This window comes from Ideonella flava (genome assembly GCF_051857595.1).
Lineage (GTDB): Bacteria > Pseudomonadota > Gammaproteobacteria > Burkholderiales > Burkholderiaceae_C > Ideonella.
The window spans coordinates 564,398-585,747 of sequence record NZ_JBPZHD010000002.1 but is presented as its reverse complement, the minus strand read 5'-3'; the positions used below and the strand labels follow the sequence as shown (position 1 = coordinate 585,747).

General features: G+C 70.0%; 19 protein-coding genes. 16 read left to right on the top strand and 3 right to left on the bottom strand.

Annotated features, from left to right (window positions below):
- Positions 1 to 6 precede the first annotated feature (6 nt).
- The 9 genes from ACS5PM_RS06385 to ACS5PM_RS06345 all read left to right on the top strand — a co-directional run bounded on the left by ACS5PM_RS06385 (position 7) and on the right by ACS5PM_RS06345 (position 10,382).
- On the top strand, positions 7 to 795 hold the full coding sequence (locus tag ACS5PM_RS06385) for an FAD binding domain-containing protein (RefSeq protein ID WP_439386671.1): 789 nt from the start codon (positions 7 to 9) through the stop codon (positions 793 to 795).
- Between the two features lie 836 nt (positions 796 to 1,631).
- Positions 1,632 to 2,546 carry an AAA family ATPase gene (locus ACS5PM_RS06380; protein ID WP_439386669.1) on the top strand — a complete coding sequence of 305 codons (915 nt, stop codon included), beginning with the start codon at positions 1,632 to 1,634 and terminating at the stop codon, positions 2,544 to 2,546.
- A 70-nt stretch (positions 2,547 to 2,616) separates the two neighbouring features.
- On the top strand, positions 2,617 to 3,819 hold the full coding sequence (locus ACS5PM_RS06375) for a vWA domain-containing protein (protein WP_439386667.1): 1,203 nt from the start codon (positions 2,617 to 2,619) through the stop codon (positions 3,817 to 3,819).
- Positions 3,810 to 4,364 carry an SRPBCC family protein gene (locus ACS5PM_RS06370; RefSeq protein ID WP_439386665.1) on the top strand — a complete coding sequence of 185 codons (555 nt, stop codon included), beginning with the start codon at positions 3,810 to 3,812 and terminating at the stop codon, positions 4,362 to 4,364. Before ACS5PM_RS06375 ends, ACS5PM_RS06370 begins: the two co-directional genes overlap by 10 nt.
- 210 nt (positions 4,365 to 4,574) lie before the next feature.
- Positions 4,575 to 5,792, top strand: a complete 1,218-nt coding sequence (locus ACS5PM_RS06365; RefSeq protein ID WP_439386663.1) for a hypothetical protein — start codon at positions 4,575 to 4,577, stop codon at positions 5,790 to 5,792.
- A 143-nt stretch (positions 5,793 to 5,935) separates the two neighbouring features.
- Positions 5,936 to 7,585, top strand: a complete 1,650-nt coding sequence (locus ACS5PM_RS06360; protein ID WP_439386661.1) for a rhodanese-like domain-containing protein — start codon at positions 5,936 to 5,938, stop codon at positions 7,583 to 7,585.
- A 32-nt stretch (positions 7,586 to 7,617) separates the two neighbouring features.
- Positions 7,618 to 7,986: an ArsR/SmtB family transcription factor gene (locus tag ACS5PM_RS06355; RefSeq protein WP_439386658.1), complete on the top strand. Its 369-nt coding sequence runs from the start codon at positions 7,618 to 7,620 to the stop codon at positions 7,984 to 7,986.
- Positions 7,958 to 8,449, top strand: a complete 492-nt coding sequence (locus ACS5PM_RS06350) for an SRPBCC family protein (RefSeq protein WP_439386656.1) — start codon at positions 7,958 to 7,960, stop codon at positions 8,447 to 8,449. The genes ACS5PM_RS06355 and ACS5PM_RS06350 overlap by 29 nt, the downstream gene beginning before the upstream one ends.
- Before the next feature lie 61 nt (positions 8,450 to 8,510).
- Positions 8,511 to 10,382 carry a putative bifunctional diguanylate cyclase/phosphodiesterase gene (locus ACS5PM_RS06345; RefSeq protein ID WP_439386654.1) on the top strand — a complete coding sequence of 624 codons (1,872 nt, stop codon included), beginning with the start codon at positions 8,511 to 8,513 and terminating at the stop codon, positions 10,380 to 10,382.
- Between the two features lie 738 nt (positions 10,383 to 11,120).
- Here the strand turns inward: ACS5PM_RS06345 and gstA are convergent.
- The gene (gene gstA / locus ACS5PM_RS06340; protein ID WP_439386652.1) at positions 11,121 to 11,729 is read right to left on the bottom strand and encodes a glutathione transferase GstA; all 609 of its coding nucleotides are present in this window, start codon (positions 11,727 to 11,729) and stop codon (positions 11,121 to 11,123) included.
- Between the two features lie 45 nt (positions 11,730 to 11,774).
- Complete coding sequence (locus ACS5PM_RS06335) at positions 11,775 to 12,209, bottom strand: DoxX family protein (RefSeq protein ID WP_439386650.1); 435 nt, start codon at positions 12,207 to 12,209, stop codon at positions 11,775 to 11,777.
- 77 nt (positions 12,210 to 12,286) lie between these two features.
- On the opposite strand from ACS5PM_RS06335, the gene ACS5PM_RS06330 reads away from it, so the two are divergent.
- From ACS5PM_RS06330 to ACS5PM_RS06300, 7 genes are all read left to right on the top strand, one after another.
- Positions 12,287 to 13,171 carry a LysR family transcriptional regulator gene (locus ACS5PM_RS06330; protein ID WP_439386647.1) on the top strand — a complete coding sequence of 295 codons (885 nt, stop codon included), beginning with the start codon at positions 12,287 to 12,289 and terminating at the stop codon, positions 13,169 to 13,171.
- 16 nt (positions 13,172 to 13,187) lie between these two features.
- The gene (gene xth, locus ACS5PM_RS06325) at positions 13,188 to 13,964 is read left to right on the top strand and encodes an exodeoxyribonuclease III (RefSeq protein WP_439386645.1); all 777 of its coding nucleotides are present in this window, start codon (positions 13,188 to 13,190) and stop codon (positions 13,962 to 13,964) included.
- Between the two features lie 128 nt (positions 13,965 to 14,092).
- Positions 14,093 to 14,431, top strand: coding sequence for a PRC-barrel domain-containing protein (locus ACS5PM_RS06320; protein WP_439386643.1), 339 nt, complete (start codon positions 14,093 to 14,095; stop codon positions 14,429 to 14,431).
- A gap of 129 nt (positions 14,432 to 14,560) precedes the next feature.
- On the top strand, positions 14,561 to 15,766 hold the full coding sequence (locus ACS5PM_RS06315; protein WP_439386641.1) for a M48 family metalloprotease: 1,206 nt from the start codon (positions 14,561 to 14,563) through the stop codon (positions 15,764 to 15,766).
- A 230-nt stretch (positions 15,767 to 15,996) separates the two neighbouring features.
- Positions 15,997 to 17,895, top strand: coding sequence for a TOL_0244 family TonB-dependent receptor (locus tag ACS5PM_RS06310; RefSeq protein WP_439386639.1), 1,899 nt, complete (start codon positions 15,997 to 15,999; stop codon positions 17,893 to 17,895).
- 11 nt (positions 17,896 to 17,906) lie between these two features.
- Positions 17,907 to 18,515, top strand: a complete 609-nt coding sequence (locus ACS5PM_RS06305) for a TOL_0243 family YfiR-like periplasmic protein (RefSeq protein ID WP_439386637.1) — start codon at positions 17,907 to 17,909, stop codon at positions 18,513 to 18,515.
- Complete coding sequence (locus ACS5PM_RS06300) at positions 18,512 to 20,545, top strand: sensor histidine kinase, YfiR-like protein-associated (protein ID WP_439386635.1); 2,034 nt, start codon at positions 18,512 to 18,514, stop codon at positions 20,543 to 20,545. The genes ACS5PM_RS06305 and ACS5PM_RS06300 overlap by 4 nt, the downstream gene beginning before the upstream one ends.
- 57 nt (positions 20,546 to 20,602) lie before the next feature.
- Here the strand turns inward: ACS5PM_RS06300 and ACS5PM_RS06295 are convergent, their stop codons facing one another.
- The gene (locus tag ACS5PM_RS06295) at positions 20,603 to 21,298 is read right to left on the bottom strand and encodes a dienelactone hydrolase family protein (protein WP_439386633.1); all 696 of its coding nucleotides are present in this window, start codon (positions 21,296 to 21,298) and stop codon (positions 20,603 to 20,605) included.
- Between the last annotated feature and the right edge of the window lie 52 nt (positions 21,299 to 21,350).

Sequence of the window (21,350 nt, the reverse complement as noted above, 5' to 3'; positions counted from 1 at the left end):
GCGACCATGCAAGGCTTTGCTTATCAGAACCCCGCCTCGGTGGCCGATGCGGCCCGGGCCGGCGCGGCGGGCGGCGCCAAGTTTCTCGCGGGCGGGCAATCGCTGCTCGCCGCAATGAAGCTCGGGCTCTCGGCGCCCGAGTCGCTGGTCGACCTGGGCGCCATCCCCGAGCTGCGCGGCATCGCGGTGGCCGGCGGCACGGTGACCATTGGCGCGATGACGACCCATGCCGAGGTCGCCGCATCCAAGGAGGTGCAGAAGGCCATCCCCGCCCTGGCCGCCCTGGCCGAGGAAATCGGCGACCGCCAGGTGCGCAACAGAGGCACCATCGGCGGCAGCCTGGCCAACAACGACCCGGCGGCCGACTATCCCGCGGCCGCGCTGGGGCTCGGCGCCACCATCCAGACCAACCAGCGCAGCATCGCGGCCGACGACTTCTTCAAGGGGCTTTACGAGACGGCCCTGAAGGACGGGGAAATCATCACCGCGGTGAAGTTCCCGGTGCCGGAACGGGCGGGCTGGCAGAAGTTCAAGCAGCCGGCCTCGCGCTTTTGCATCGTGGGAGTCTTCGTCAGCAAGGGGCCGGCAGGGGTGCGGGTGGCGGTCACCGGAGCAAAGGCCTGCGCCTTCCGCGTCACGACGCTCGAAGCCAAGCTGCAGGCGAACTGGGATGCCGCGGCGTGCAACGGGGTGTTCGTGTCGCCGAACGACATGAACAGCGACCTGCACGGCTCCGCGGAATACAGGGCTGCGCTGGTGCCGGTGCTGGCGGGGCGGGCGGTGGCTGCTTCTTGAAGCGCCACACATCCGTACTGGCCGAGCACCGCGCTTCCGTTCGGAATGAGCACCGCCCTTCCGTTCGGGTTGAGCACCGCAGTTCCGTTCGCGTTGAGCACCGCAGTTCCGTTCGGGCTGAGCACCACACATCCGTTCGGGCTGAGCTTGTCGAAGCCTTTTGGCACCGGATGGCCCTTCGACAGGCTCAGGGCGAACGGGACAGGAAGTCGTTCGGGCCGAGCCTGTCGAAGCCCGGGGATAGGACTGGTGGTGATGGCGCTTCGACAAGCTCAGGGTGAACGGGACAGGAAGTCGTTCGGGCCGAGCCTGTCGAAGCCCGGGGATAGGACTGGTGGTGATGGCTCTTCGACAGGCTCAGGGCGAACGGGACAGGAAGCCGTTCGGGCCGAGCCTGTCGAAGCCCGGGGATAGGACTGGTGGTGATGGCCCTTCGACAGGCTCAGGGCGAACGGGACAGGAAGTCGTTCGGGCCGAGCCTGTCGAAGCCCGGGGATAGGACTGGTGGTGATGGCGCTTCGACAAGCTCAGGGTGAATGGGTGGTGGTGGTTCGTACCAAGCGCCACAGGTCCTTGGGGACTCGGCACAGATCCGTCATGCCCGAACCGCTCCCCTCCGTTCGGGCTGAGCTTGTCGAAGCCTCTTGGCGCTGCACGGCCCTTCGACAGGCTCAGGGCGAACGGGGTGGGGATCCGTTCGGGCTGAGCCTGTCGAAGCCCCCTGGCACCACGCGACCCTTCGACAGGCTCGGACCCTTCGGCGGGCCAAGGCCCTTCGACAAGTTCAGGGCAAACGGAGAGTGGTGGAAGCCGCGAATCCGCGAACGTCAACAAGCATGAGTACGTCCCTGCCCGACTCCATCGACACCACCGCCCAGCAGCTCCTCGCCCACGACTACGTGGCCGATCGAGAGCTCGCGACCACCGTCTTCCTCGCACTCAAGCTGCAGCGCCCGCTCTTCCTCGAGGGCGAGCCGGGCACCGGCAAGACCGAGATCGCCAAGACCCTCGCCGCAATGCTTGGGCGCCGACTCATCCGCCTGCAGTGCTACGAGGGGCTGGACCTGGCTGGCGCCGCCTACGAGTGGAACTACGCCCGCCAGATGATGGCGATCCGCATCGCCGAGGCCGAAGGAACTGCCGCCGATGGCCGGCTGGACCAGCAGCTTTTCGGCGAGCGCTTCCTCATCCAGCGTCCGCTGTTGCAGGCCATTGCCAGCACCAACCTCGTCCCGCCGGTGCTGCTGATCGACGAGCTGGACCGGGCCGACGAGCCCTTCGAGGCCTTCCTGCTCGAAGTGCTGTCGGACTTCCAGATCACCATCCCCGAGCTGGGCACCGTGCGTGCGCCCGAGCCGCCGATCGTGGTCATCACCTCCAACCGCACCCGGGAGATCCACGATGCGGTCAAGCGGCGCTGCCTTTATCACTGGGTCGGCTTTCCGGATGCGGCCCGCGAGCGCGCCATCCTCGCGCGGCGCGTGCCCGGCGCCCCCGAGGCGCTGTCGGCGGCCATCGTCGCCTTCGTGCAGAGGCTGAGGGCGCTGGACCTGTACAAGCTGCCCGGCGTCGCCGAGACCATCGAGTGGACGCGCGCCCTGATGGCGCTGGATGCGGTCGTGCTGGATCCGAAGACCGTGCAGCACACCCTCGGCGTGCTGCTGAAGTACCAGGACGACATCGCCCGCATGCAAGGCGGCGAGGCGGCACGCTTGCTGGCCGAGGTGGAGCAGGCTGCCAGGACGGGATGAGCCCCGCCCGGCCGCCCGCGAGGGCTCATTCACGCTGGGCGGGGACCGTCTCAGGCCCCGGGGTGCCCGCATGAATCACCTCGCCGACAACGTCATGCATTTCGCCCGCGTCCTGCGCGAAGCCGGCGTGCCGGTGGGCACCGATCGCGTCCAGCTCGCGCTGCAGGCGCTCGGCGCCGGCCCGCTGCAGACCCGGCGCGATTTCAAGGCCGCCCTCTCCGCCTGCTTCGTCTCGCGCGCCGAGCAACGCGAACTGTTCGACCACGCCTTCGAGCTCTTCTGGCGCGACCCCGACCTGCTCGGCCGCATGCTCGCCATGCTGCTGCCGCGCGTGAAGGCGCGCGACAGCGGCGCCACCTCCCCGGTGCAGGAGAACCGACGCCTCGCCGATGCCCTCTTTCCGCCCGGCGCGGCGCCGCCGGCCGCCGAACCGCCCCCCACCCAGACGGAGATCCACGCCAGCTTCAGCGCCAGCGAGCGCGAGCTGCTGCGCCATCGCGACTTCGAGACCATGAGCGCCGAAGAATGGCGCGCAGCGCAGCGCCTCGTGGCCCGCCTGGCCACCTTCATCAAGCCGCTGCCCACCCGCCGCCAGGCCCGCTCCAATCGGCCGGGCCGCGTCGACTGGCGCGCCAGCCTGGCCGCCATGGCGCGCCGCGGCGGTGACGCGGCCGACCTGGTCCGCTGGCGGCGCCCGCGCCGGCAGCCGCCGCCGCTGGTCGTGCTGGCCGACATCTCGGGCTCGATGAGCCGCTACTCGCGCATGCTCCTGCACTTCGCCCATGCGCTTTCGCAGCAGGGCGGGCTGCGGGTCGAGAGCTTCGTCTTCGGCACCCGCCTCACGCCCATCACCCGCGCCCTGCGCCAGCGCGATCCGGACGCCGCGATCGCCACCGTCGCCCGCCAGGTGCAGGACTGGTCCGGCGGCACGCGCATTGGCGAAAGCCTGCACGTGTTCAACCGCCAGTGGGCGCGGCGGGTGCTCGGCGGCGGCCGCGCCACCGTGCTGCTGGTCACCGACGGCCTGGAGCGCGGCGACGTCGCCCAGCTCGGCTTCGAGGCCGAGCGCCTGGGCAAGAGCTGCCGCCGGCTCGTCTGGCTCAACCCGCTGCTGCGCTACGCCGGCTTCGAGGCCAAGGCGGCCGGCATCCGGGCCCTGCGGCCGCATGTGGATCAATTCCTGCCGGCCCACAATCTGGCGAGCCTCGAACAGCTGGCCACCCTGCTGTCCACCCATTCTTCCTCTGCCGCCCGGACCCCGCCATGGAACTGACCAGCCAGCAAGCCCTTCCCGTCTCGCAGGACCAGGCCTGGGAGGCCCTGAACGACACGACCATGCTGATGGCCGCGATTCCGGGTTGCGAGTCCATCGTGCCGGGCGCGGAGCCCAACCACTTCGACGTCGTCATCATGGCCACGGTGGGGCCGGTCAAGGCCCGCTTCAAGGGCAAGCTTCGGCTCGAAGACTTGCAGCCACCCACCAGCTACATCCTCTACTTCGAAGGCCAGGGCGGCCAGGCGGGCCACGGCAAGGGCCAGGCCAGCGTCCGCCTGGAGCCCAACGGCCCCGGCGAGACGGTGCTGCACTACACCGCGCAGGCCAGCGTCGGCGGCAAGATCGCGCAGATCGGCTCGCGCCTGGTCGACATGGCGGCCCAGAAGATGGCGACCGACTTCTTCGCCAACTTCAATGCCGCGTTGGTCCTGAAGTACGCGCCCGCGCCGGCGCCGGTTTCGCCCCCGGTCGAGGCGCGGCGCGAGCCCGACGGCCCGATCGCCCGCTTCATGGCCTGGCTGAAGCGGCTGATCGGGAGCTGAGCCGCCTTCCGGCACGCGGCTTGCTCGCCTTGATCGCTTCGGGGTCCGAAGCACCACCGCACCTGCGGAAAAGGACGGGACCATGCGCGAAGTCTTGCGTTGCTGGGTGGCCGCCGGTCTGATCGGCCTGGCCGCATCGTCACCCACGGTCGTCCATGCCGAAGCCGCCTGGGGCACCACCCAGAGGCCCCGGCCGGAACCCTCGCCCAGATGTTCGGCGTGGCGGTCGTCGCGCCGGACGATGTCTGGGCCGTGGGCGCGTACAACCCCGGCGAACCACCGACCGCCGTGCTCACGCGGCCGTATGCCCAGCACTGGAGCGGCGGCGCCTGGTTGCAGACGCCGGTGGCGCTGGGCAAGCACTTCGAGTCGCAGTCGGCGCGCCTGGCCGGCGTGTCGGCGCTGGCCGCCCACGATGTCTGGGCCGTCGGCCACGTCGATGACATTGGCTCGCTGGCTGCGCGGACCCTGGCCTACCACTGGGATGGCCAAGGCTGGATCCGCGTGCCCACGCCCAACCCCTCGCCGCCCGACCTCGGTGATCGGCTGAACGCGGTCACGAGCGTCTCCGTCACCGAGGCCTGGGCGGTGGGCAGCAGCGGCGGCGTCCCCGGCAGCTCGCTGGTGCTGCGATGGAACGGCACGGAATGGTTGCCGCAAGAATCTCCGGACATAGGCGAACTGACGTCCGTGGTGCACGACGCCCAGGGCGTGTGGGCCGCGGGAACGACGCGCGTGATGCGCTTCGTCGAAGGGCGCGGATGGCACATCCTTCCTCGTCTTCCCGTGCCACCGCCGCAAGGTGGCTTGCAGCTGTCCGGGCTGGCGCACGGCGCGGGGCGCCTGTGGGTCGTCGGCACGGTCGCGCGCGAGGTCGGTGAGTGGATCTTCTTCAGCGGCTACACCGCCTACTGGAGCGATGACAGCGGCGCGCGCGACTGGACATCCGTGGAAGCCGCCGGCCTGGCCACCTGGCTCACCGGCGTGACGGCGGTCGGCCAGAAGGCCTGGGCCAGCACCTTCGAGGGCCGCGTGCTGCGCCTGAGGCCCGAAGGCGCCGAGCGCGAAGTGACGCCGGTGCAATTGGCCTCCAGCCTGAACTCGATCGATGCCGACGCGAGCGGCAACCGCTGGGCCGTCGGCCTGCAATACATCGACTCCAGCTGGCAGCCCGTGCTGCTCGATGCCCCCGCCATCGGCCAGGGCGGCATCCGCGTCCACACCGGCTACTCCGGCGCGAGCGTGAGCTGGCTAGGGCCGCAGAACGGCAGCGGCCAGACGGATCCGTCCGGCGACTTCGACACCGGCGGCCTGCCGGTGGGCCGGTACCAGATCGTGGCCGGCGGCCAAGGCTGCACGCCCGGCTTGGCCAAGGCGCGCGTCGAGGAAGGCAAGGTGCGCGAGGTGACGGCGCTGATCCAATGCTGAGCCGGGGCTGAGCCGCGCTTCGTCCCGCGGCAGCGTGGCTCGCGGCCCGCGGGCCGTGGCTCGTCGCGCCAGGGTGGCGACGGGGCCCTTGCGGCGCACACAGTGCGTCGCATCGGCCATCCCGGCCGCCGCAGGAGCCCCTCATGCTGGCCATTGCCTCCCCCTTGCGCGCCTGGTCGCGCCTGCTGATCCTGCTCGCCTCGCTGGTGAGCTTGCCGGCTTTGGCCGAGCCGGCGCCGCGTGGCCGCCTGGTCGATCCGGCCTGGCTGCAGGCGCACCGAGACGAGGTGCTGCTGCTCGATGCCTCGATGACGCCGCAGCATCGCGCCGGCCACATCGCTGGCGCTGTCAGCGTCGACCTGTACCGCTACGGCCCCGACGTGCCCACGCCGGCCGCCATGGAGCAGCGCCTGCAGTCCTGGGGCGTGAGTCCCGGCCGCACTATCGTCGTCTACGACAAGGGCGGCGACTCGATGGCCACCCGCGTGTTCTACGACCTCTACTACCACGGCGTGCCGGAACGCGACCTGTACGTGCTCGACGGCGGATTGGCGCGCTGGCGTGCCGAGGGCGGCGCGGTGACGCAGGAGGCCACGCCGCCGCCCGCGGCCGGAATCTTCCGCGTCACCCAGGTCCGCGAGGAGGTGCGCTCGCGCCTGCCGGAGTTCATGGCGGCTTCGGATGCCCGCTCCGGCCAGGCCGTGGTGGACGCGCTCGACGCCGACTACCACTACGGCGCGAAGAAGTTCTTCTGGCGCGGCGGCCACGTGCCCAACGCCCTGCTGATGCCCAGCGACGAGTTCTTCAACGCCGACAAGACTTTCAAGCCGGCCGGCGAGGTGCAGCGCATGGCCCGCTACCTCGGCATCCAGCCCGACGAGATGGTGCACAGCCACTGTGGCGGCGGCATCGCTGCCAGCGTGCCGTGGTTCGCGCTGCGCTTCATCGGCGGCCATGAGCGCGCCAAGCTCTACGTCGAGTCGCAGCTCGAATGGCTGCGCGACGACCGCGGCCTGCCCTTCTGGACCTACGACGCGCCGCAGCTGCAGCGCGACACGGCGTGGCTGGTCGGCTGGAACGCACCGATGCTGCGTGCCTACGGCGTGTCCAAGCTCAACCTCGTCGATGTGCGACCTGCAGCGCAGTATGCGGCGGGCCACGTGCCCTTCGCACTCAACATCGACGCCAGCGTCTTCCGCAGCCACCTTTCGCAGCCGCAGGCCCTGGCCGCCGCGCTCGGCCCGGCCGGCGTCAATCCGGCGCACGAGGTGGTGCTGGTGTCCGACAACGGGCTCACGCCCGGCGCGGCGCTGGCCTTCCTGGCACTCGAGCAGGCCGGGCACGCGAGGGTCTCCGTCCTGATGGACTCGGTGGACGAATGGGCGCTGCGAGGAGGCGAACTGGCCAAGGAGCCCACGCGCGTCGGCCCACCTTCGGGCCCGAAGGACTTCGCCGTGCCTGCGGCCCGCTACACGCCTCACCCGCGAGATGACCTGGTGCTGAGCGACCCCCGAGCCACGCCGGGCGAATACCCCACGGTGTACGTGGCCGCCGGCCGCGGCACACCGTCTCGCCGTCCCGAAGGACGCACGGTGGCGCTGCCCTACGCCGATCTGCTGGACAGCGCCGGCCGGCCGCGGCCCGCGTCCGAACTGTGGGCGAAGATCGACAAGGCCGGCGTGCCGCGCCAGGCCCGGCTCGTGGTCTTCGCCGACGACCCGGCCGAAGCCGCCGTCGACTACTACGTCTTCCGCCTGATGGGCTGGCCGGATGTGAAGGTGTGGGTCTATTGATGCCTCGCGGAGGAGGGCATACACTTAGCCATATGGCTAACCAACAGGCCGCTCTCTCCGAGGTCTTCAACGCCCTGGCCGACCCGACCCGGCGCGCCATCGTCGGTGCACTCGGCCGCGGGCCGTCGTCGGTGTCGGCGCTGGCCGCGCCTTTCGAGATGGCGCTGCCTTCGTTCATGAAGCATCTGTCGGTGCTCGAACGAAGCGGTCTCGTGCGCACGGCCAAGGCCGGGCGGGTGCGCACCTGCGCCCTCGTGCCCAAGGCCCTGACCCGGGCCGAGCGCTGGTTGGCCGAACAGCGCGCCGTGTGGGAGACCCGCTCCGACCGCATGGCCGCATTCGCCGAACGGCTCCACCAGGAGGAATCCCCCCATGCCCAACGACCGCCCCGCCAGCGCTGAAAGCTCGCAGGATCTCGTCATCTCCCGCCTCGTGCGCGCGCCGCGCGCAGCGCTTTGGCGAGCCTGGACCGACCCGAACCTGCTGAAGGAATGGTGGTGCCCTCAGCCCTGGACCACCGAGGTCAAGGCTTTCGACCTGCGCCCCGGCGGCGCCTTCCACACCTTCATGCAGGGCCCCGACGGCGGCACCAGCGACAACCCCGGCTGCTTCCTGGAGATCGTGCCGCAGGAGCGCATCGTCATCAGCTCCATGCTCGTCGGCGGCTGGCGCCCCGGCACGCCCTGGATGCCCTTCACGGCCATCATCACCCTGGCCGATGAAGGCGAAGGCACCCGCTACATCGCCCAGGTGATGCACCCCGACCAGGCCACGCGCGACCGGCACGAGGAGCTCGGCTTCTTCGACGGCTGGAACACCTGCATCACACAGCTCGAAACCTTCGCGCAGGCCCTAGGGGGCTGAAGCCCCTGGCGGCCCGGGCGGCGCTGCCTATACTGGGCAGAACGCTACCCCGGGGGCCGCCATGACGCCGCATCGCACCAAGCCGCGCGAGCTGGAACGCCTGGGCCGCGCCCTGCGCACGCTCAGCGCGGCCAACCGCGCGCTGCTGCGCGCCGACGATGAACCCACCCTTCTGCACGAGATCTGCCGGGTGATCGTCGAGGTGGCCGGCTACCGCGCCGCCATGGTCGTGCGCGCCGAGCACGACGAAGCGCGCAGCATCACCACGCTGGCCCAGCTGGGGTTCGAGCAGGGCCAGGGCGAGTTCAAGTCGCTGACCTGGGCCGACAGCGAAGAAGGCCACAGCGCCACCGGCACCGCCATCCGCACCGGCGAGCCCTGGGTGGTCAACGATGTCCGGCAGGATTCCTTCCCCAGCTTCTGGCGCGAGTTCTCGGTGCGGCAGGGCATAGGCTCGCTGCTGTCCCTGCCCCTGCGCGTGGATGGCCAGGTCACCGGCGCGCTGACCATAGGCGCGCCCGAGCCCGACGCCTTCGACGAGGAAGAGCGCATGCCGCTCGAGGACGCCGCCGAGGACCTCGCCTTCGGCATGGCGACCTTGCGCATGCGCGCCCGGGCCGCAGCCGCCGAAGAGACGATCCGGCGCATGGCCTACCAGGACGCTGCGACCGGGCTGGCCAACCGCGTGCGGCTGCGCGAGCAACTGGCCGAGGACATCGCGGTCGCCAAGGACGAACGCCGGCCGGTCGCCTTGCTGCGCATCGAGCTGGAGCGCCTGCGCGAGATCAACGAGGCCCTGGGCGACCAGCAGGCCGACGCCTTCGTGACGGCGGCCGCCCAGCGGCTGGCCCAGGTGCCGGGCGTCGAGCGGGAGCGCCTGGCCCGCCTGGCGGAAGGCGAGTTCGGCCTGGTGCTCCCGCGGGCCGGCGCCGAAGTGGCGACGCAGCTCGCGCAGCGTGTGCTGCTGGCCCTGGCCGAGCCGATGGACGTCTCCGGCCTGCTGCTGGATTCGCGCTCTGCCGTGGGCATCAGCCTGTTCCCGGGCCATGGCACCGACGCGGATTCGCTGATGCGCCGCGCTGGCATCGCGCTGGGCCAGGCACGGCGCGCCGGCAGCAGCGTGTCGCTGTTCCGCGGCGGGCTGGATACCGAGTGCGCGCAGCGCATCGCCCTGATGGGCGACCTGCGCGGCGCCATCGAGCGCAACGAGTTGCAGCTGTACTGCCAGCCCAAGCTCAACATGGTCACCGGCGCGCTCTGCGGCGCCGAGGCCCTGGTGCGCTGGGAGCATCCCAGGCAGGGCCTGATCAACCCCGGGGATTTCATCCGTCTGGCCGAAAGCACCGGCCTGATCACGCCACTGACCTACTGGGTGCTCGATGCCGCGCTGCGCCAGTGCTACGCCTGGCGCGAGCATGGGATGCACCAGCCCTTGTCGGTCAATCTCTCGGTGCGAGACCTGCGCGACCCCCGCCTGCTGGACCGCATCGGCGGCGCCCTGGCCACCTGGGGCGCGCAGCCGGGCTGGATCGACTTCGAACTCACCGAGAGCGCGCTGATGGAGGATCCGGCCGGCGCGCTGGAGACGCTGAACCGGCTCAAGCGCCTGAACGTCTCGCTGACCATCGACGACTACGGCACCGGCTACTCGTCGCTGTCCTATTTGCGCCAGCTGCCGGTGGACTCGATCAAGATCGACCGCTCCTTCGTCACCGACATGACGCGCAACAAGGATGCGGCGACCATCGTGCGCTCCACCATCGAGCTGGCCCACAACCTCGACCTCAGCGTGATCGCCGAGGGAGTGGAAGACCAGCCCACCTTCGACCGCCTGGCCGCGCTCGGCTGCGACATGGCCCAGGGCTACTGCATCAGCCGTCCCATCCCGGTGGAGGAGTTCCGCCACTGGCAGGCGCCGGGGCATCGGCACTGACGTTGACGGGTCGGGGGCGTGTCGGATCACTGTTCCGGCACCACACGCCGTTCGGGGTGAGCGCCACACTCCCGTTCGGGCTGAGCACTACACACCCATTCAGGCTGAGCTTGTCGAAGCCGCGTGTGTGCGCAAGGGCCCTTCGACAGGCTCAGGGTGAACGGAGCGAGGTTCGTTCGGGCTGAGCACCGCACTCCCGTTCGGGCTGAGCCTGTCGAAGCCTCTTTTGCGCGGCCCTTCGACAAGCTCAGGGTGAACGGGGTGGGGGTTCGTTCGGGCTGAGCACCACACTCCCGTTCGGGCTGAGCCTGTCGAAGCCTCTTTTGCGCGGCCCTTCGACAAGCTCAGGGTGAACGGGGCGGGGGTTCGTTCGGGATGAGCACCACACTCCGTTCGGGCTGAGCCTGTCGAAGCCTCTTTTGCGCGGCCCTTCGACAAGCTCAGGGTGAACGGGGTAGGGTTCGTTCGGGATGAGCACCACACTTCCGTTCGGGCTGAGCCTGTCGAAGCCTCTTTTGCGCGGCCCTTCGACAAGCTCAGGGTGAACGGGGTGGGGGTTCGTTCGGGATGAGCACCACACTTCCGTTCGGGCTGAGCCTGTCGAAGCCTCTTTTGCGCGGCCCTTCGACAAGCTCAGGGTGAACGGGGTGGGTTCGTTCGGAATGAGCACCACAGTCCGTTCGGGCTGAGCCTGTCGAAGCCTCTCATGCGCCGCCTCTTGGCAGGCTCAGCGCGTGACTACGTCGCCAGGCCTTCAGCGACGAGCGCCCCCTTCACCGCAGGCCGCGCCGCCACGCGGGCCAGGTACGCCTGCAGGTGCGGCCAGGCCTTCAGCGAGATGCCGAGGAAGTTCGACCAGTTGACGATGGTGAAGGCGTACACATCCGCGATGCTGAATTCGCCGGCCAGGTAGTCCTGTGGCGCGAGCCGCGCATCGAGCTCGGCAAAGCGCGTGGCGAGCTTGTCGCGCACGGCCTGGCGGGTCGAGTCCGCGGTTTCCTTGTGCCACAGCCAGGGGCTGAAGGTCTTGTGCAGTTCGGTGCCGACGAAGGTCACCCACTCTGTGACCGAAAGCCGCCGCGCCGTGCCCGGCTCGCCGATCAGCGCGCGGCCGGGCCCCTGGTCAGCCAGGTACTGCAGCAACGCGCCGGCCTCGGTGTGGCGCGAGCCGTCGTCGAGTTCCAGCATGGGCACATAGCCGCGCGGCGAGATGTCGAAGTAATCGCGGCCATCGGCCGTGGTGTGCGTCGCGAGGTCGACCTTCACGGTTTCAAAGGAAAGGCCGAGTTCGCGCAGGGCGATGTGGACGGCCAGCGAGCAGGCGCCGGGGGCGTAGAAGAGCTTCATGGTGACTCCTTGGAAGTGGTCGGTGGAAGAAAAGGGAGGGAGGGATCAGCGGAGGTCCAGCGCCGGCGTCCAGGTGAATCGGGTGCTGCGCCGCACTGCCGCGGCGCCATCGCCCAGCAGCCACAGCGCCAGCGAGGCGGCGATCAGGAACGCCGGGTACTCCCAGCCGCCGCCGGCGCTGGTGTGCACCCAGCCGTTGGGCGCATGGACCCAGGCCGCGACGGCCATGATCGGCACCAGGCCGAGCGCCACCTGGCGCGCATACACGCCCAGCACCAGAGCGGCACCGCCGGCGATCTCGGCGGCGAACACGGGGTATGCCAGCCAGCCGGGAAACCCGATGGAAGAGAAGTACGCCGCCGTCCCCGGCAGGCTGAACACGAGCAGCTTGAGCAGCGCGTGCGAGATCCACATCGTGCCCAGGCTGACGCGCAGCAGGGCGATCCCGAGGCGGGTGGAATCCGAGGGCGAGGTGTTCATCGAAGGTCTCCTGGTGGATGGGGCAGGCGAACTGTAGGATTGCAATGTTGAAATGAAAATTGGCAGCTCGGCACACCATGAATGCACGAACGCAATACGAAATCGGAGCCGCCGATCTCGAGACGGTGCTGGCCCTGGCGCGTGGCGGCACGCTGGCAGCCGCGGGCGAGCGACTGGGGGTCGATGCCTCCACGGTGTTCCGAACCCTGCAGCGCGTGGAGCGTGGCCTGGGCCAGCTCTTGTTCGAGCGCTCCCGCGCCGGCTACCTGCCGAACGAACTCTCGCTGGCCCTGGCCGCGCAGGCCGAGCAGATCGAGGCGGCCATCGAGGGCGCGCGCTCGGCCATCGCGACCCAGCCAGCGCAAGTGGCCGGCACCGTGCGACTGACCACCACCGACAGCGTGCTCCATGGCCTCGTCGCGCCGGCGCTCAAGGGCCTGCAGCAGCAGCATCCGCTTCTAGCCTACGAGCTGCACGCCGGCAACGAGCTGGCGAGCCTGACGCGGCGCGATGCGGACATCGCCGTGCGCGCCACCAAGCGACCGCCTCAGCATCTCGTGGGCAAACAGCTCGGCGTGCTCCGCGTCGCGCTGTACGGCGCCAAACGCGGCGGGCCGCGCAGCCTCGCGGATGTCGATGCCGGTCGCGCCCACTGGGTCGCGGTGGACGATGCCCTGCCCGAGCACCCCTCGGTGACCTGGCGCAAGCGCCACCATCCCAAGGCCGTGCCCCAACTGCGCGTCAACAGCATCATCACCGTCGCCGAATGCGTCGCTCTCGGCCTGGGAGTCGGCATCCTGCCGCTGTTCCTGGCGCAGGGGCGCACGGACCTGCGGCGCCTGAGCGAGCCGCTCGAGGATGCCGAGACCGAGCTGTGGCTGCTGACCCATCCCGAAGCCCGCCATCTGCGCCGCATCTCTGCGGTCTACGCCCACCTCGCGCAAGCCATCGTGCTACCTTGACCCGAAGGAGAAGCGCATGAAGATCGCCACCTGGAACATCAACGGCGTGAACGGCCGGCTGCCGGTGCTGAAGTCCTGGCTGGCCGAAGCCGCGCCCGACGTGGTCTGCCTGCAGGAGATCAAGACCTCGCAGGCGACCTTTCCCGCCGCGGCGCTGGAGGAGGCCGGCTACGGCGCCCTCTGGATAGGCGAGAAGGCCTACAACGGCGTGGCCATCCTGGCGCGAGAAGGCACGCCACTGGAGGTCCTGCGCGGCCTGCCTGGCGATGGCAAGGATGTGCAGAGCCGCTACCTGGAAGCGGCGGTCGAAGGCATCCTGGTGGCCTGCCTGTACCTGCCCAACGGCAATCCCCAGCCGGGTCCCAAGTTCGACTACAAGCTCGCGTGGTTCGAGCGGCTGCATCGCCGGGCGGCCGAACTCATCAAGCTGCCCGAGCCGGTGATCCTGGCGGGTGACTTCAACGTCGTGCCCACCAACGAGCTGGCCGACATCTACAACCCCAGATCCTGGCTCGACGACGCGCTGCTCCAGCCCGAGTCCCGCGCAGCCTGGCGCACCCTGCTCGCCCAGGGCTGGACGGACGCCATCGGCAAGCTGCATCCCGGCCAGCCGATGTACACCTTCTGGGACTACTTCCGCCAGCGCTGGCCGCGCAACGCCGGCTTGCGCATCGACTTCCTGCTGCTCAACCCCGCGGCGGCGAAGCGCCTGAAGGCCGCCGGCGTGGACCGCGAGATGCGTGGCGTCGAGAAGGCGAGCGACCACGCTCCCGTGTGGGTCGAGCTCGGCTGACCGCATCCTCCTACAAGCCGGCGTGCCCGCGTCCGATGTCGCCTGCGTGCGGTCTGCGCGACAACAGGGCATGGCGCCGCGAACGCGGGGCACGTCGCCCTTGCGCCGGTCGCCGCAGGAGATCCGCGATGAGCAACCCCGTCATTTCGTCCAAGCGCGTCGAAGGCACTGCCGTCTACAACCCGGACGGCGAGAAGCTCGGCTCGATCGATGAGATCGTGGTCGACAAGCGCTCCGGGCAGGTCCGCTACGCCACCCTCGAGTTCGGGGGCTTCCTGGGCATGGGGACCGACCGCTATCCCGTGCCCTGGAACCTGCTGACCTACGACACCGAGAAGGACGGCTACGTCGTCCCGCTGGACGCCGGCCAGCTCGACAAGGCGCCGCGCTACGCGGCCGACAAGACGCCCGACCACAGCGAGGACTACGGCCGCACCGTCTACGACTACTACGGCCTGGGCTGGTAGCGATCGTCGACTTCTCCACGAAATGCTGAGCGAAGGACGCTGCCGCGGGTTGTCCGGCCGGGGTGCCGGCTCCCGCAGCGGCTAACCTTCGCCGCTTCAAAATTCTTTCATCGACCGAGGGAGGCTTTCTTGAGTGAACTTGTCTATCCGCGCGAGCGCACGCTCGGCGCGATCACGCTCGTCCTGGGCGTGCTGGTCTGGTTGGGCCTGGTCGTGGGCACCTTCGGCGTGGCCCTGCTGGTGCTGGCCGTGGGCTTCGTGCTGTACCTGTTCGCCCGGTCGGCGCTGATCGCCCACATCAAGGGCAACGGGGTGGAGTTGTCCGAAGCGCAGTTCCCCGACCTGCATGCCCAGTTCGTGGCCTGCTGCGATCGGCTGGGCATGAAGAGCCGCCCGCGGGCCTATGTGCTCAACGGCAACGGCGGCCTCAATGCCTTCGCGACCAAGTTCCTGGGCGCGCAGTTCGTGGTGCTCATGTCCGACGTGGTCGACGCGATGGACAAACATGCCGACGGCGTGCGCTTCTACATCGGCCACGAGCTGGGCCACCTGCGCATGAAGCACCTGCAGGGCCACCTGTTGCGCTGGCCGGTGCTGTGGCTGCCGCTGCTGGGCGCGGCCTACTCGCGTGCGCGCGAATCCACCTGCGATCGCCACGGCCTGGCGTGCAGCAGCTCGCCGGACGGCGCCGTACAGGCGTTGGCCGCGCTGTCGGCGGGCCCGTCACGCTGGGAGAAGATCGACGTCGGCGCCTACCTGAGGCAGGCCCGCGAGTCCTCGGGCTTCTGGATGTCGTTCCATGAGTTGACCGCCGGCTATCCGTGGCTCACCAAGCGCGCCGCCCGGGTGTCGAGCACATCGTCCCCCATGCCCGGCCGCAACCCGCTGGCCTACGTGTTCGCCGCCTTCGTGCCCTATGCCGGGCGGCTAGGTGCGGGCTTCGGCTTCCTGGTCACCGTCTACATCGTCGGCGTGCTGGCGGCCGTGGCGTTGCCTGCCTACCAGGACTACACGGTGCGCGCGAAGATGGTGCAGGCCTACAGCGCGACCGAAGGCGCGCGCATGGCCCTGGGCCGCTACTACGAGCAGCACCACGCCATCCCCGAGTCGCTGGATCAAGCCGGCGTCCCTTCGCAGCTGGCCGGTCAGCTGACCCTTCAGCTGGATGCGGAGCACATGGTGCTGAGCGTCTCCACGCCCCACGGCGAACTGGTCTTCAGCCCGGGCACCGACGATGCGGGCCACGTGAGCTGGACCTGCGAGCCCGGCGAAGGCCTGGCGGCCAAGCACGCACCCCCAGCCTGTCGCGAGCAGGCTCAGACGGCACAACGCTGAGCCCGCGGCCGGCCATGCCGGCCATGACCGGGAAGGTCACCTTTGACCGCGCGGCACGTGTTTGCACACGTGCCGCGCCGCAAGAACGGAAACGTCTCGTTCCCGCCCGTGTCGCACTGGACGCTGTTCGCGCCGTCGGCGTAGCATCGGTGCAGCGCAGTGTGAACTGCGCCACCGAACAACAGCAGCAGGGTCCCCGTATGCGCGTTGGGCGCAGACAGCGTCTTGGCTTGACCGTCGCCGCGGCAGCGTTCACCGCAGCGATCTCGCACGCGGCGCCGGACCGCTCCCTGGCGGCGCTCAGCCTCGAGGAGCTGAGCAACATCGAGATCACCTCCGTGTCGAAGCGAACGGAGCGGTTGTCCGACGCGCCCACCTCCGTCTACGTGATCACCGCGGACGACATCCGCCGCTCCGGCGCCACTCGCCTGGTGGAGGCGCTGCGCCTGGCCCCCAACCTGCACGTGGCCCAGATGAGCGCAGCCGACTACACGGTGACCGCGCGCGGCTTCGCCAGCTCGTCGGCCAACAAGCTGCTGGTCCTGATCGACGGGCGATCGGTCTACTCGCCGCTCTTCTCCGGCGTGTTCTGGGACGTGCAGGAGGTGATGCTCGAGGACATCGAACGGATAGAGGTCATCAGCGGGCCCGGCAGCACCCTGTGGGGTGTCAACGCGGTCAACGGCGTCATTAACGTGATCACCCGCGACGCCAGGGCCAGTGATGGCTCGCTGCTGTCGACCCAGGCCGGCGAGACTGGCACTCGCGTGGCGGCACGCCATGGCCGTGCCCACGATGACATCGCCTGGCGGCTCTACGCCACGCGCCAGGACGACAAGCACAGCGAGATCCAGTCCGGCGAGGCCAAGGACGACGCGGGCCACCTGACGCAGGTCGGCTTTCGCGCCGACGGAGCCCGGGAAGGCGCGCGATTCACGCTCCAAGCCGACGTCTACCGTGGCCGCTATGGCCAGCCGCCACCGGGCACCATTTCCACCGGCGTCGCCTTCGAGCTCGGGCCCATCACCGTGTCGGGCGCGCATATGTTGGGCCGCTGGGAGCAGCCGCTGGCCCAGGGCGGCAACCTGCAGCTTCAGGCCTATGTCGACCACACACAACGCGAAGTGGTGCCGACCTTCGCCGACCGCCTGACGACCGTCGACCTGCAGCTGCAGCACGCGATAGGCGGACTGGGCGACCACGCCCCGGTCTGGGGCCTGCAGGTCCGGCGCGCGTGGGACCACGTGGACAACAGCCCCTACGTGGCCTTCCTGCCGGCCCGCCTGGTGCAGGACTGGGCCAGCCTGTTCGCGCAGGACGAGCTGAGCCTGGGCGAATCGCTGCACCTGACCATCGGCGCCCGCGCCGAGCACAACGACTACACCGGGACCGAGTTCCTGCCCACGCTGCGCCTGGCCTGGAAGTGGGCGCCACAGCAGCTGCTGTGGGCCGCTGCCACGCGCACCGTGCGCGCGCCTTCGCGCCTGGACCACGACACCTTCGTGCCCGGCGAGCCGCCTTTCCTGCTGCGAGGCGGCCCGGGCTTCCAGTCCGAGATCGCCAGGGTCTTCGAGCTCGGCTACCGCGGGCAGCCGGCGCCCGGAACCAGTGTCTCGGCCACGCTGTGGCATGCCGAGTACGAGCGCCTGCGGACGCAGGAGATCGACTTTTCCGTGCCCTACGCGTACTTCGCCAACGGCATGCGCGGCCGCACGAATGGCGTCGAGCTGTGGGGCAGCGCGCAGCTCGCACCCTACTGGCGCATGCATGCCGGCTACAGCCGGCTCTGGCAGGACCTGCGCCTGGAGCCCGGCAGCGTCGACGTCCCCGGCCTCGCCGCTGCGCAGGGCGCCAACCCGCCGGACTGGTGGATCCTGCGCAACGCCTTCGACCTGCCCGGTGCCGTCGAGCTGGACCTGGCCCTGCGCCACACCGGCGCGCTGACGGCACCGGACGTGCCGGCCTACACCACCCTGGACGTGCGAGTGGGCTGGCGGCCGCGGCCCGGGCTGGACCTGGCGCTGACCGGACGCAACCTCCTGGGCGGCGGACACGGCGAATTCACCGAAGTGTCCACCCGCACCCAGGTGCGCCGCGCGTGGGGCATAGAGGCCGCCTGGCGGTTCTGACCCAAGCACCCATGGACCAGCCGCCGCTCCACGTCCTCACCACCCGCAGCCGGCCGGCGGCTTCAGCGCAGGCGTGGCAGGCGCTTCGCTGGGCCGCGCTGTTCGCGCTGATGCTGTCCAGCTCGATGCAGCGCAGCTGGGGCGCCGAAGACGCCGAGTACCGGATCAAGGCGGCGTTCCTGTGCAAGTTCGGCAACTACGTCGACTGGCCCGACACGGCGTGGACCACCGCCGACGCCAGCTTCGTCATAGGCGTGCTGGGCCATGCGCCCGTCGTGGACGCCGTCGCGGCCGCGGCCGCCGGGCAGGCGGTGAACGGACGGCCCATCACGGTGCGCCGCGTCGAGCGCATGGAGGCTGCGCAAGGCTTGAACATCCTCTTCGTCGCCCGCACGCATGCGGGGCGCCTGGCGGAGGCGCTGGCGGCCTTGAAGGACCAGCCGGTGCTCGTCGTGACGGAGCAGGACGCAGCGACGCCCGGCGGCAGCATGGTGAACTTCGTCGTGGTCGACGACAAGGTCAAGTTCGATGTCTGGCCCGCGGCGGCCGAGCGCAACCACCTTCGCGTCAGCGCCCGCCTGCTCGGCGTCGCGCGCCAGGTCAACGGGGGGGCGCCATGAGCCGGCGCGTGCGTGGCGGCTCCCTGCGCCGCAAGGTGCTGCTCGCGATCCTGCTGATGACGCTGGGCGCGGTGCTGCTGGCGCTGGGCGCGATGGTGGCCTACGACCTGCGGGCCTACCACAAGAGCTGGCTGGCCGACGTGGATGCGCAGGCCGCGCTGGTGGCACGCACCGTCGCGCCGGCCCTCGCCTTCGACGATGTCCGCGTCGCGAAAGAGAACCTCGGCATGCTGCGCCTGCAGCCCAAGGTGCGTGCCGCCGCCATCTACACCACGCGAGGCGCGGTGTTCGCCCGCTACCTGGCCGAAGGCGCGACGGACGACTTCCCGCCATTGCCGGGCAGCGAAGGAGCGATTGTCGAGGGCCGGCGTCTGGTGGTCCTGCGCCGCATCATCGAACACGGCGAGATCCTGGGCACCGTCTACCTGCAGGCCGACTACGAGATCTACGACCGGCTGCTCAACTATGCGGTCATCGGCCTGTTCGTCGCCGGCCTGACGATGCTGATCGCGGCGCTGCTGTCGCGCCGCCTGGCCCGGCTGGTGCTGCGGCCGGTGTTCGCGGTGGGCGCGGCCGCACGCGAGGTCGTCGAGCGGCAGGATTACTCGCGCCGCGTCGAGCAGCACGACGATGGCGAGCTCGGCGCCCTGGTCGAGGCCTTCAACGACCTGATGAGCGAGGTCCAGCGCCGCACCGCCGAACTGGAGATCTCCAACCAGGACAAGGCCCGCGAGGTGGAGGAGCGCCGCGCCGCGCAGCAGGACGTGATCCGCCTGAACGAGCAGCTGGAGCAGCGCGTGAGCGAGCGCACCGCCGCGCTCGAGCGCTCCAACGCCGAACTGGCCCTCGCCTCGCACGCGGCCGAGGCGGCCAACCGCGCCAAGTCGGAATTCCTGTCGAACATGAGCCACGAGCTGCGGACGCCGCTCAACGCCATCATCGGCTTCGGCCAGATGCTGTCGGTGTCCGACCTGGCCACGCTGCCGCCGGAGCGCTACAAGGCCTTCCTCGAGCACATCGTCAAGGCGGGCCACCACCTGCTGAGCCTCATCAACGACATCCTCAACCTCGCGCAGATCGAGGCCGGCAAGATGACGCTGTCGATCGAGCCGATCCGCCTGGCCGAGGTGCTGGAGGAATGCCACTCGCTGATCCAGCCATCGGCCGAGCGGCGCGGCATCCGCCTGCTGTTCCCCGACGCCGGCCTCGCCCAGGTGAGCGCCGACCGCACCCGGATCAAGCAGGTGCTGCTGAACCTGCTGTCGAACGCCGTCAAGTACAACCGCGAAGCCGGGTCGGTGGTGGTCGACATCATCCCCATGCCGCCCGACAAGCTGCGCCTGTCGGTGCAGGACACCGGCATCGGCATGCGCCCCGACCAGCTGAAAGCCCTGTTCCAGCCCTTCAACCGCCTGGGCCAGGAGGGCGGCCCGCAAGAGGGCACCGGCATCGGCCTGGTGGTCACGCGACGCCTGGTGCAGATGATGGGCGGCACGCTGGGCGTGAGCAGCACGCCGGGCGCGGGCAGCGTCTTCTGGGTCGACCTGCCGGCGGTGCCCGCCGACGACGCAATCACCGTGCCGCAGGCCCTGTTGGCCGGCGGCCCCGATGAAAGGCCACCCCAGGCGCCGGGCAAGCCCACCACCGTGCTCTGCGTGGAAGACAACCCGGCCAGCGTCGACCTCATCCACGCCCTGCTGTCCACCCGGCCCGAAGTGCGGCTGCTCACCGCCGGCGACGGCCAGAGCGGCGTGGACCTGGCCCGCCAGCAGCAGCCCGACGTGATCCTGATGGACAACAACATGCCCGTCCTGAGCGGCACCGAAGCGCAGGTCCTGCTGCGCAAGGACCCGCGCACCGCCCACATCCCGGTGATCGCGATCAGCGCCAACGCCATGCCCGATGCTGTCGAGAAGGGCCTGGCCGCCGGCTTCTTCCGCTACCTCACCAAGCCGCTGGACCTCACGGCCCTGGGCCACGCGCTGGACGAGGCCCTGGAGTTGTCCGCCCAGCGTCGCCGCGAACGTTGAGGGCGGTCGGGCTCGTGAGCCATCGGCCGCGTCTCACAAGACCTCGACCCAACCCATTCAGCAAGCCACCTCGCCCCGAGCCGGCAGGTGGCGCAGGACCCAGTCGCGGGCCAGCGTCGAGACAGTGTCGAGGGCGCCGGGCTCCTCGAACAGGTGGGTCGCGCCGGGGATGATGACGAGTTCCTTTTCGCCCCCCAGCAGGGCCATGGCGCGGCGGTTGTGGAGGATCACCTGGGCGTCTTCGCCGCCGACGATGAGCAGCGTCGGTGCCTCGACCTCCCCCAGCGCGTGGGCGGCCAGGTCGGGGCGGCCGCCGCGCGAGACGATAGAACGCACCGCGACAGCCCGGCGCGAAGCGGCCACCAGCGCCGCGGCAGCGCCGGTGCTGGCACCGAAAAGGCTGAGCGACAGGCCGGCCGTCGCCTCGTTGGATTGCAGCCAGTCGATGATGCCGATCAGGCGTTGCGCCAACAGCGCGATATCGAAGCGCAAGGCCCCGGTGTCCAGGTCGACGGATTCTTCGTCCCGGGTCAGCAGGTCGGTCAGGAGCGTGCCCAGGCCGGCGGCATTCATTCGGGACGCGACCTGGCGATTGCGGGGGCTGAGCCGGCTGCTGCCGCTGCCGTGGACGAACACCACCAGGCCGTGAGCGCCCTCGGGGACGCACAGGTCGGCCTCGAGACGAACCCGGCCGGTCGTGATCCGAACCGTGCCGGATGCGACCGGACGCAAGGTGGTGACGTGGTCGTTCATGCTTCGCTCAGTGCTCCAGTCAAGCCTTCCCGCGCCCCCAGGCGACGGCAAG

Excerpts from the sequence above, each read along its gene's own strand:
- ACS5PM_RS06320 (WP_439386643.1), top strand. The coding sequence starts at position 14,093 with ATGAGCAACCCCGTCATTTCGTCCAAGCGCGTCGAAGGCACTGCCGTC.
- ACS5PM_RS06365 (WP_439386663.1), top strand. The coding sequence starts at position 4,575 with ATGTTCGGCGTGGCGGTCGTCGCGCCGGACGATGTCTGGGCCGTGGGC.
- ACS5PM_RS06385 (WP_439386671.1), top strand. The coding sequence starts at position 7 with ATGCAAGGCTTTGCTTATCAGAACCCCGCCTCGGTGGCCGATGCGGCC.
- ACS5PM_RS06360 (WP_439386661.1), top strand. The coding sequence starts at position 5,936 with ATGCTGGCCATTGCCTCCCCCTTGCGCGCCTGGTCGCGCCTGCTGATC.
- ACS5PM_RS06330 (WP_439386647.1), top strand. The coding sequence starts at position 12,287 with ATGAATGCACGAACGCAATACGAAATCGGAGCCGCCGATCTCGAGACG.
- ACS5PM_RS06350 (WP_439386656.1), top strand. The coding sequence starts at position 7,958 with ATGCCCAACGACCGCCCCGCCAGCGCTGAAAGCTCGCAGGATCTCGTC.
- ACS5PM_RS06355 (WP_439386658.1), top strand. The coding sequence starts at position 7,618 with ATGGCTAACCAACAGGCCGCTCTCTCCGAGGTCTTCAACGCCCTGGCC.
- ACS5PM_RS06380 (WP_439386669.1), top strand. The coding sequence starts at position 1,632 with ATGAGTACGTCCCTGCCCGACTCCATCGACACCACCGCCCAGCAGCTC.
- ACS5PM_RS06375 (WP_439386667.1), top strand. The coding sequence starts at position 2,617 with ATGAATCACCTCGCCGACAACGTCATGCATTTCGCCCGCGTCCTGCGC.
- ACS5PM_RS06305 (WP_439386637.1), top strand. The coding sequence starts at position 17,907 with ATGGACCAGCCGCCGCTCCACGTCCTCACCACCCGCAGCCGGCCGGCG.
- ACS5PM_RS06345 (WP_439386654.1), top strand. The coding sequence starts at position 8,511 with ATGACGCCGCATCGCACCAAGCCGCGCGAGCTGGAACGCCTGGGCCGC.
- ACS5PM_RS06295 (WP_439386633.1), bottom strand. The coding sequence starts at position 21,298 with ATGAACGACCACGTCACCACCTTGCGTCCGGTCGCATCCGGCACGGTT.
- gstA (WP_439386652.1), bottom strand. The coding sequence starts at position 11,729 with ATGAAGCTCTTCTACGCCCCCGGCGCCTGCTCGCTGGCCGTCCACATC.
- xth (WP_439386645.1), top strand. The coding sequence starts at position 13,188 with ATGAAGATCGCCACCTGGAACATCAACGGCGTGAACGGCCGGCTGCCG.
- ACS5PM_RS06300 (WP_439386635.1), top strand. The coding sequence starts at position 18,512 with ATGAGCCGGCGCGTGCGTGGCGGCTCCCTGCGCCGCAAGGTGCTGCTC.
- ACS5PM_RS06335 (WP_439386650.1), bottom strand. The coding sequence starts at position 12,209 with ATGAACACCTCGCCCTCGGATTCCACCCGCCTCGGGATCGCCCTGCTG.
- ACS5PM_RS06370 (WP_439386665.1), top strand. The coding sequence starts at position 3,810 with ATGGAACTGACCAGCCAGCAAGCCCTTCCCGTCTCGCAGGACCAGGCC.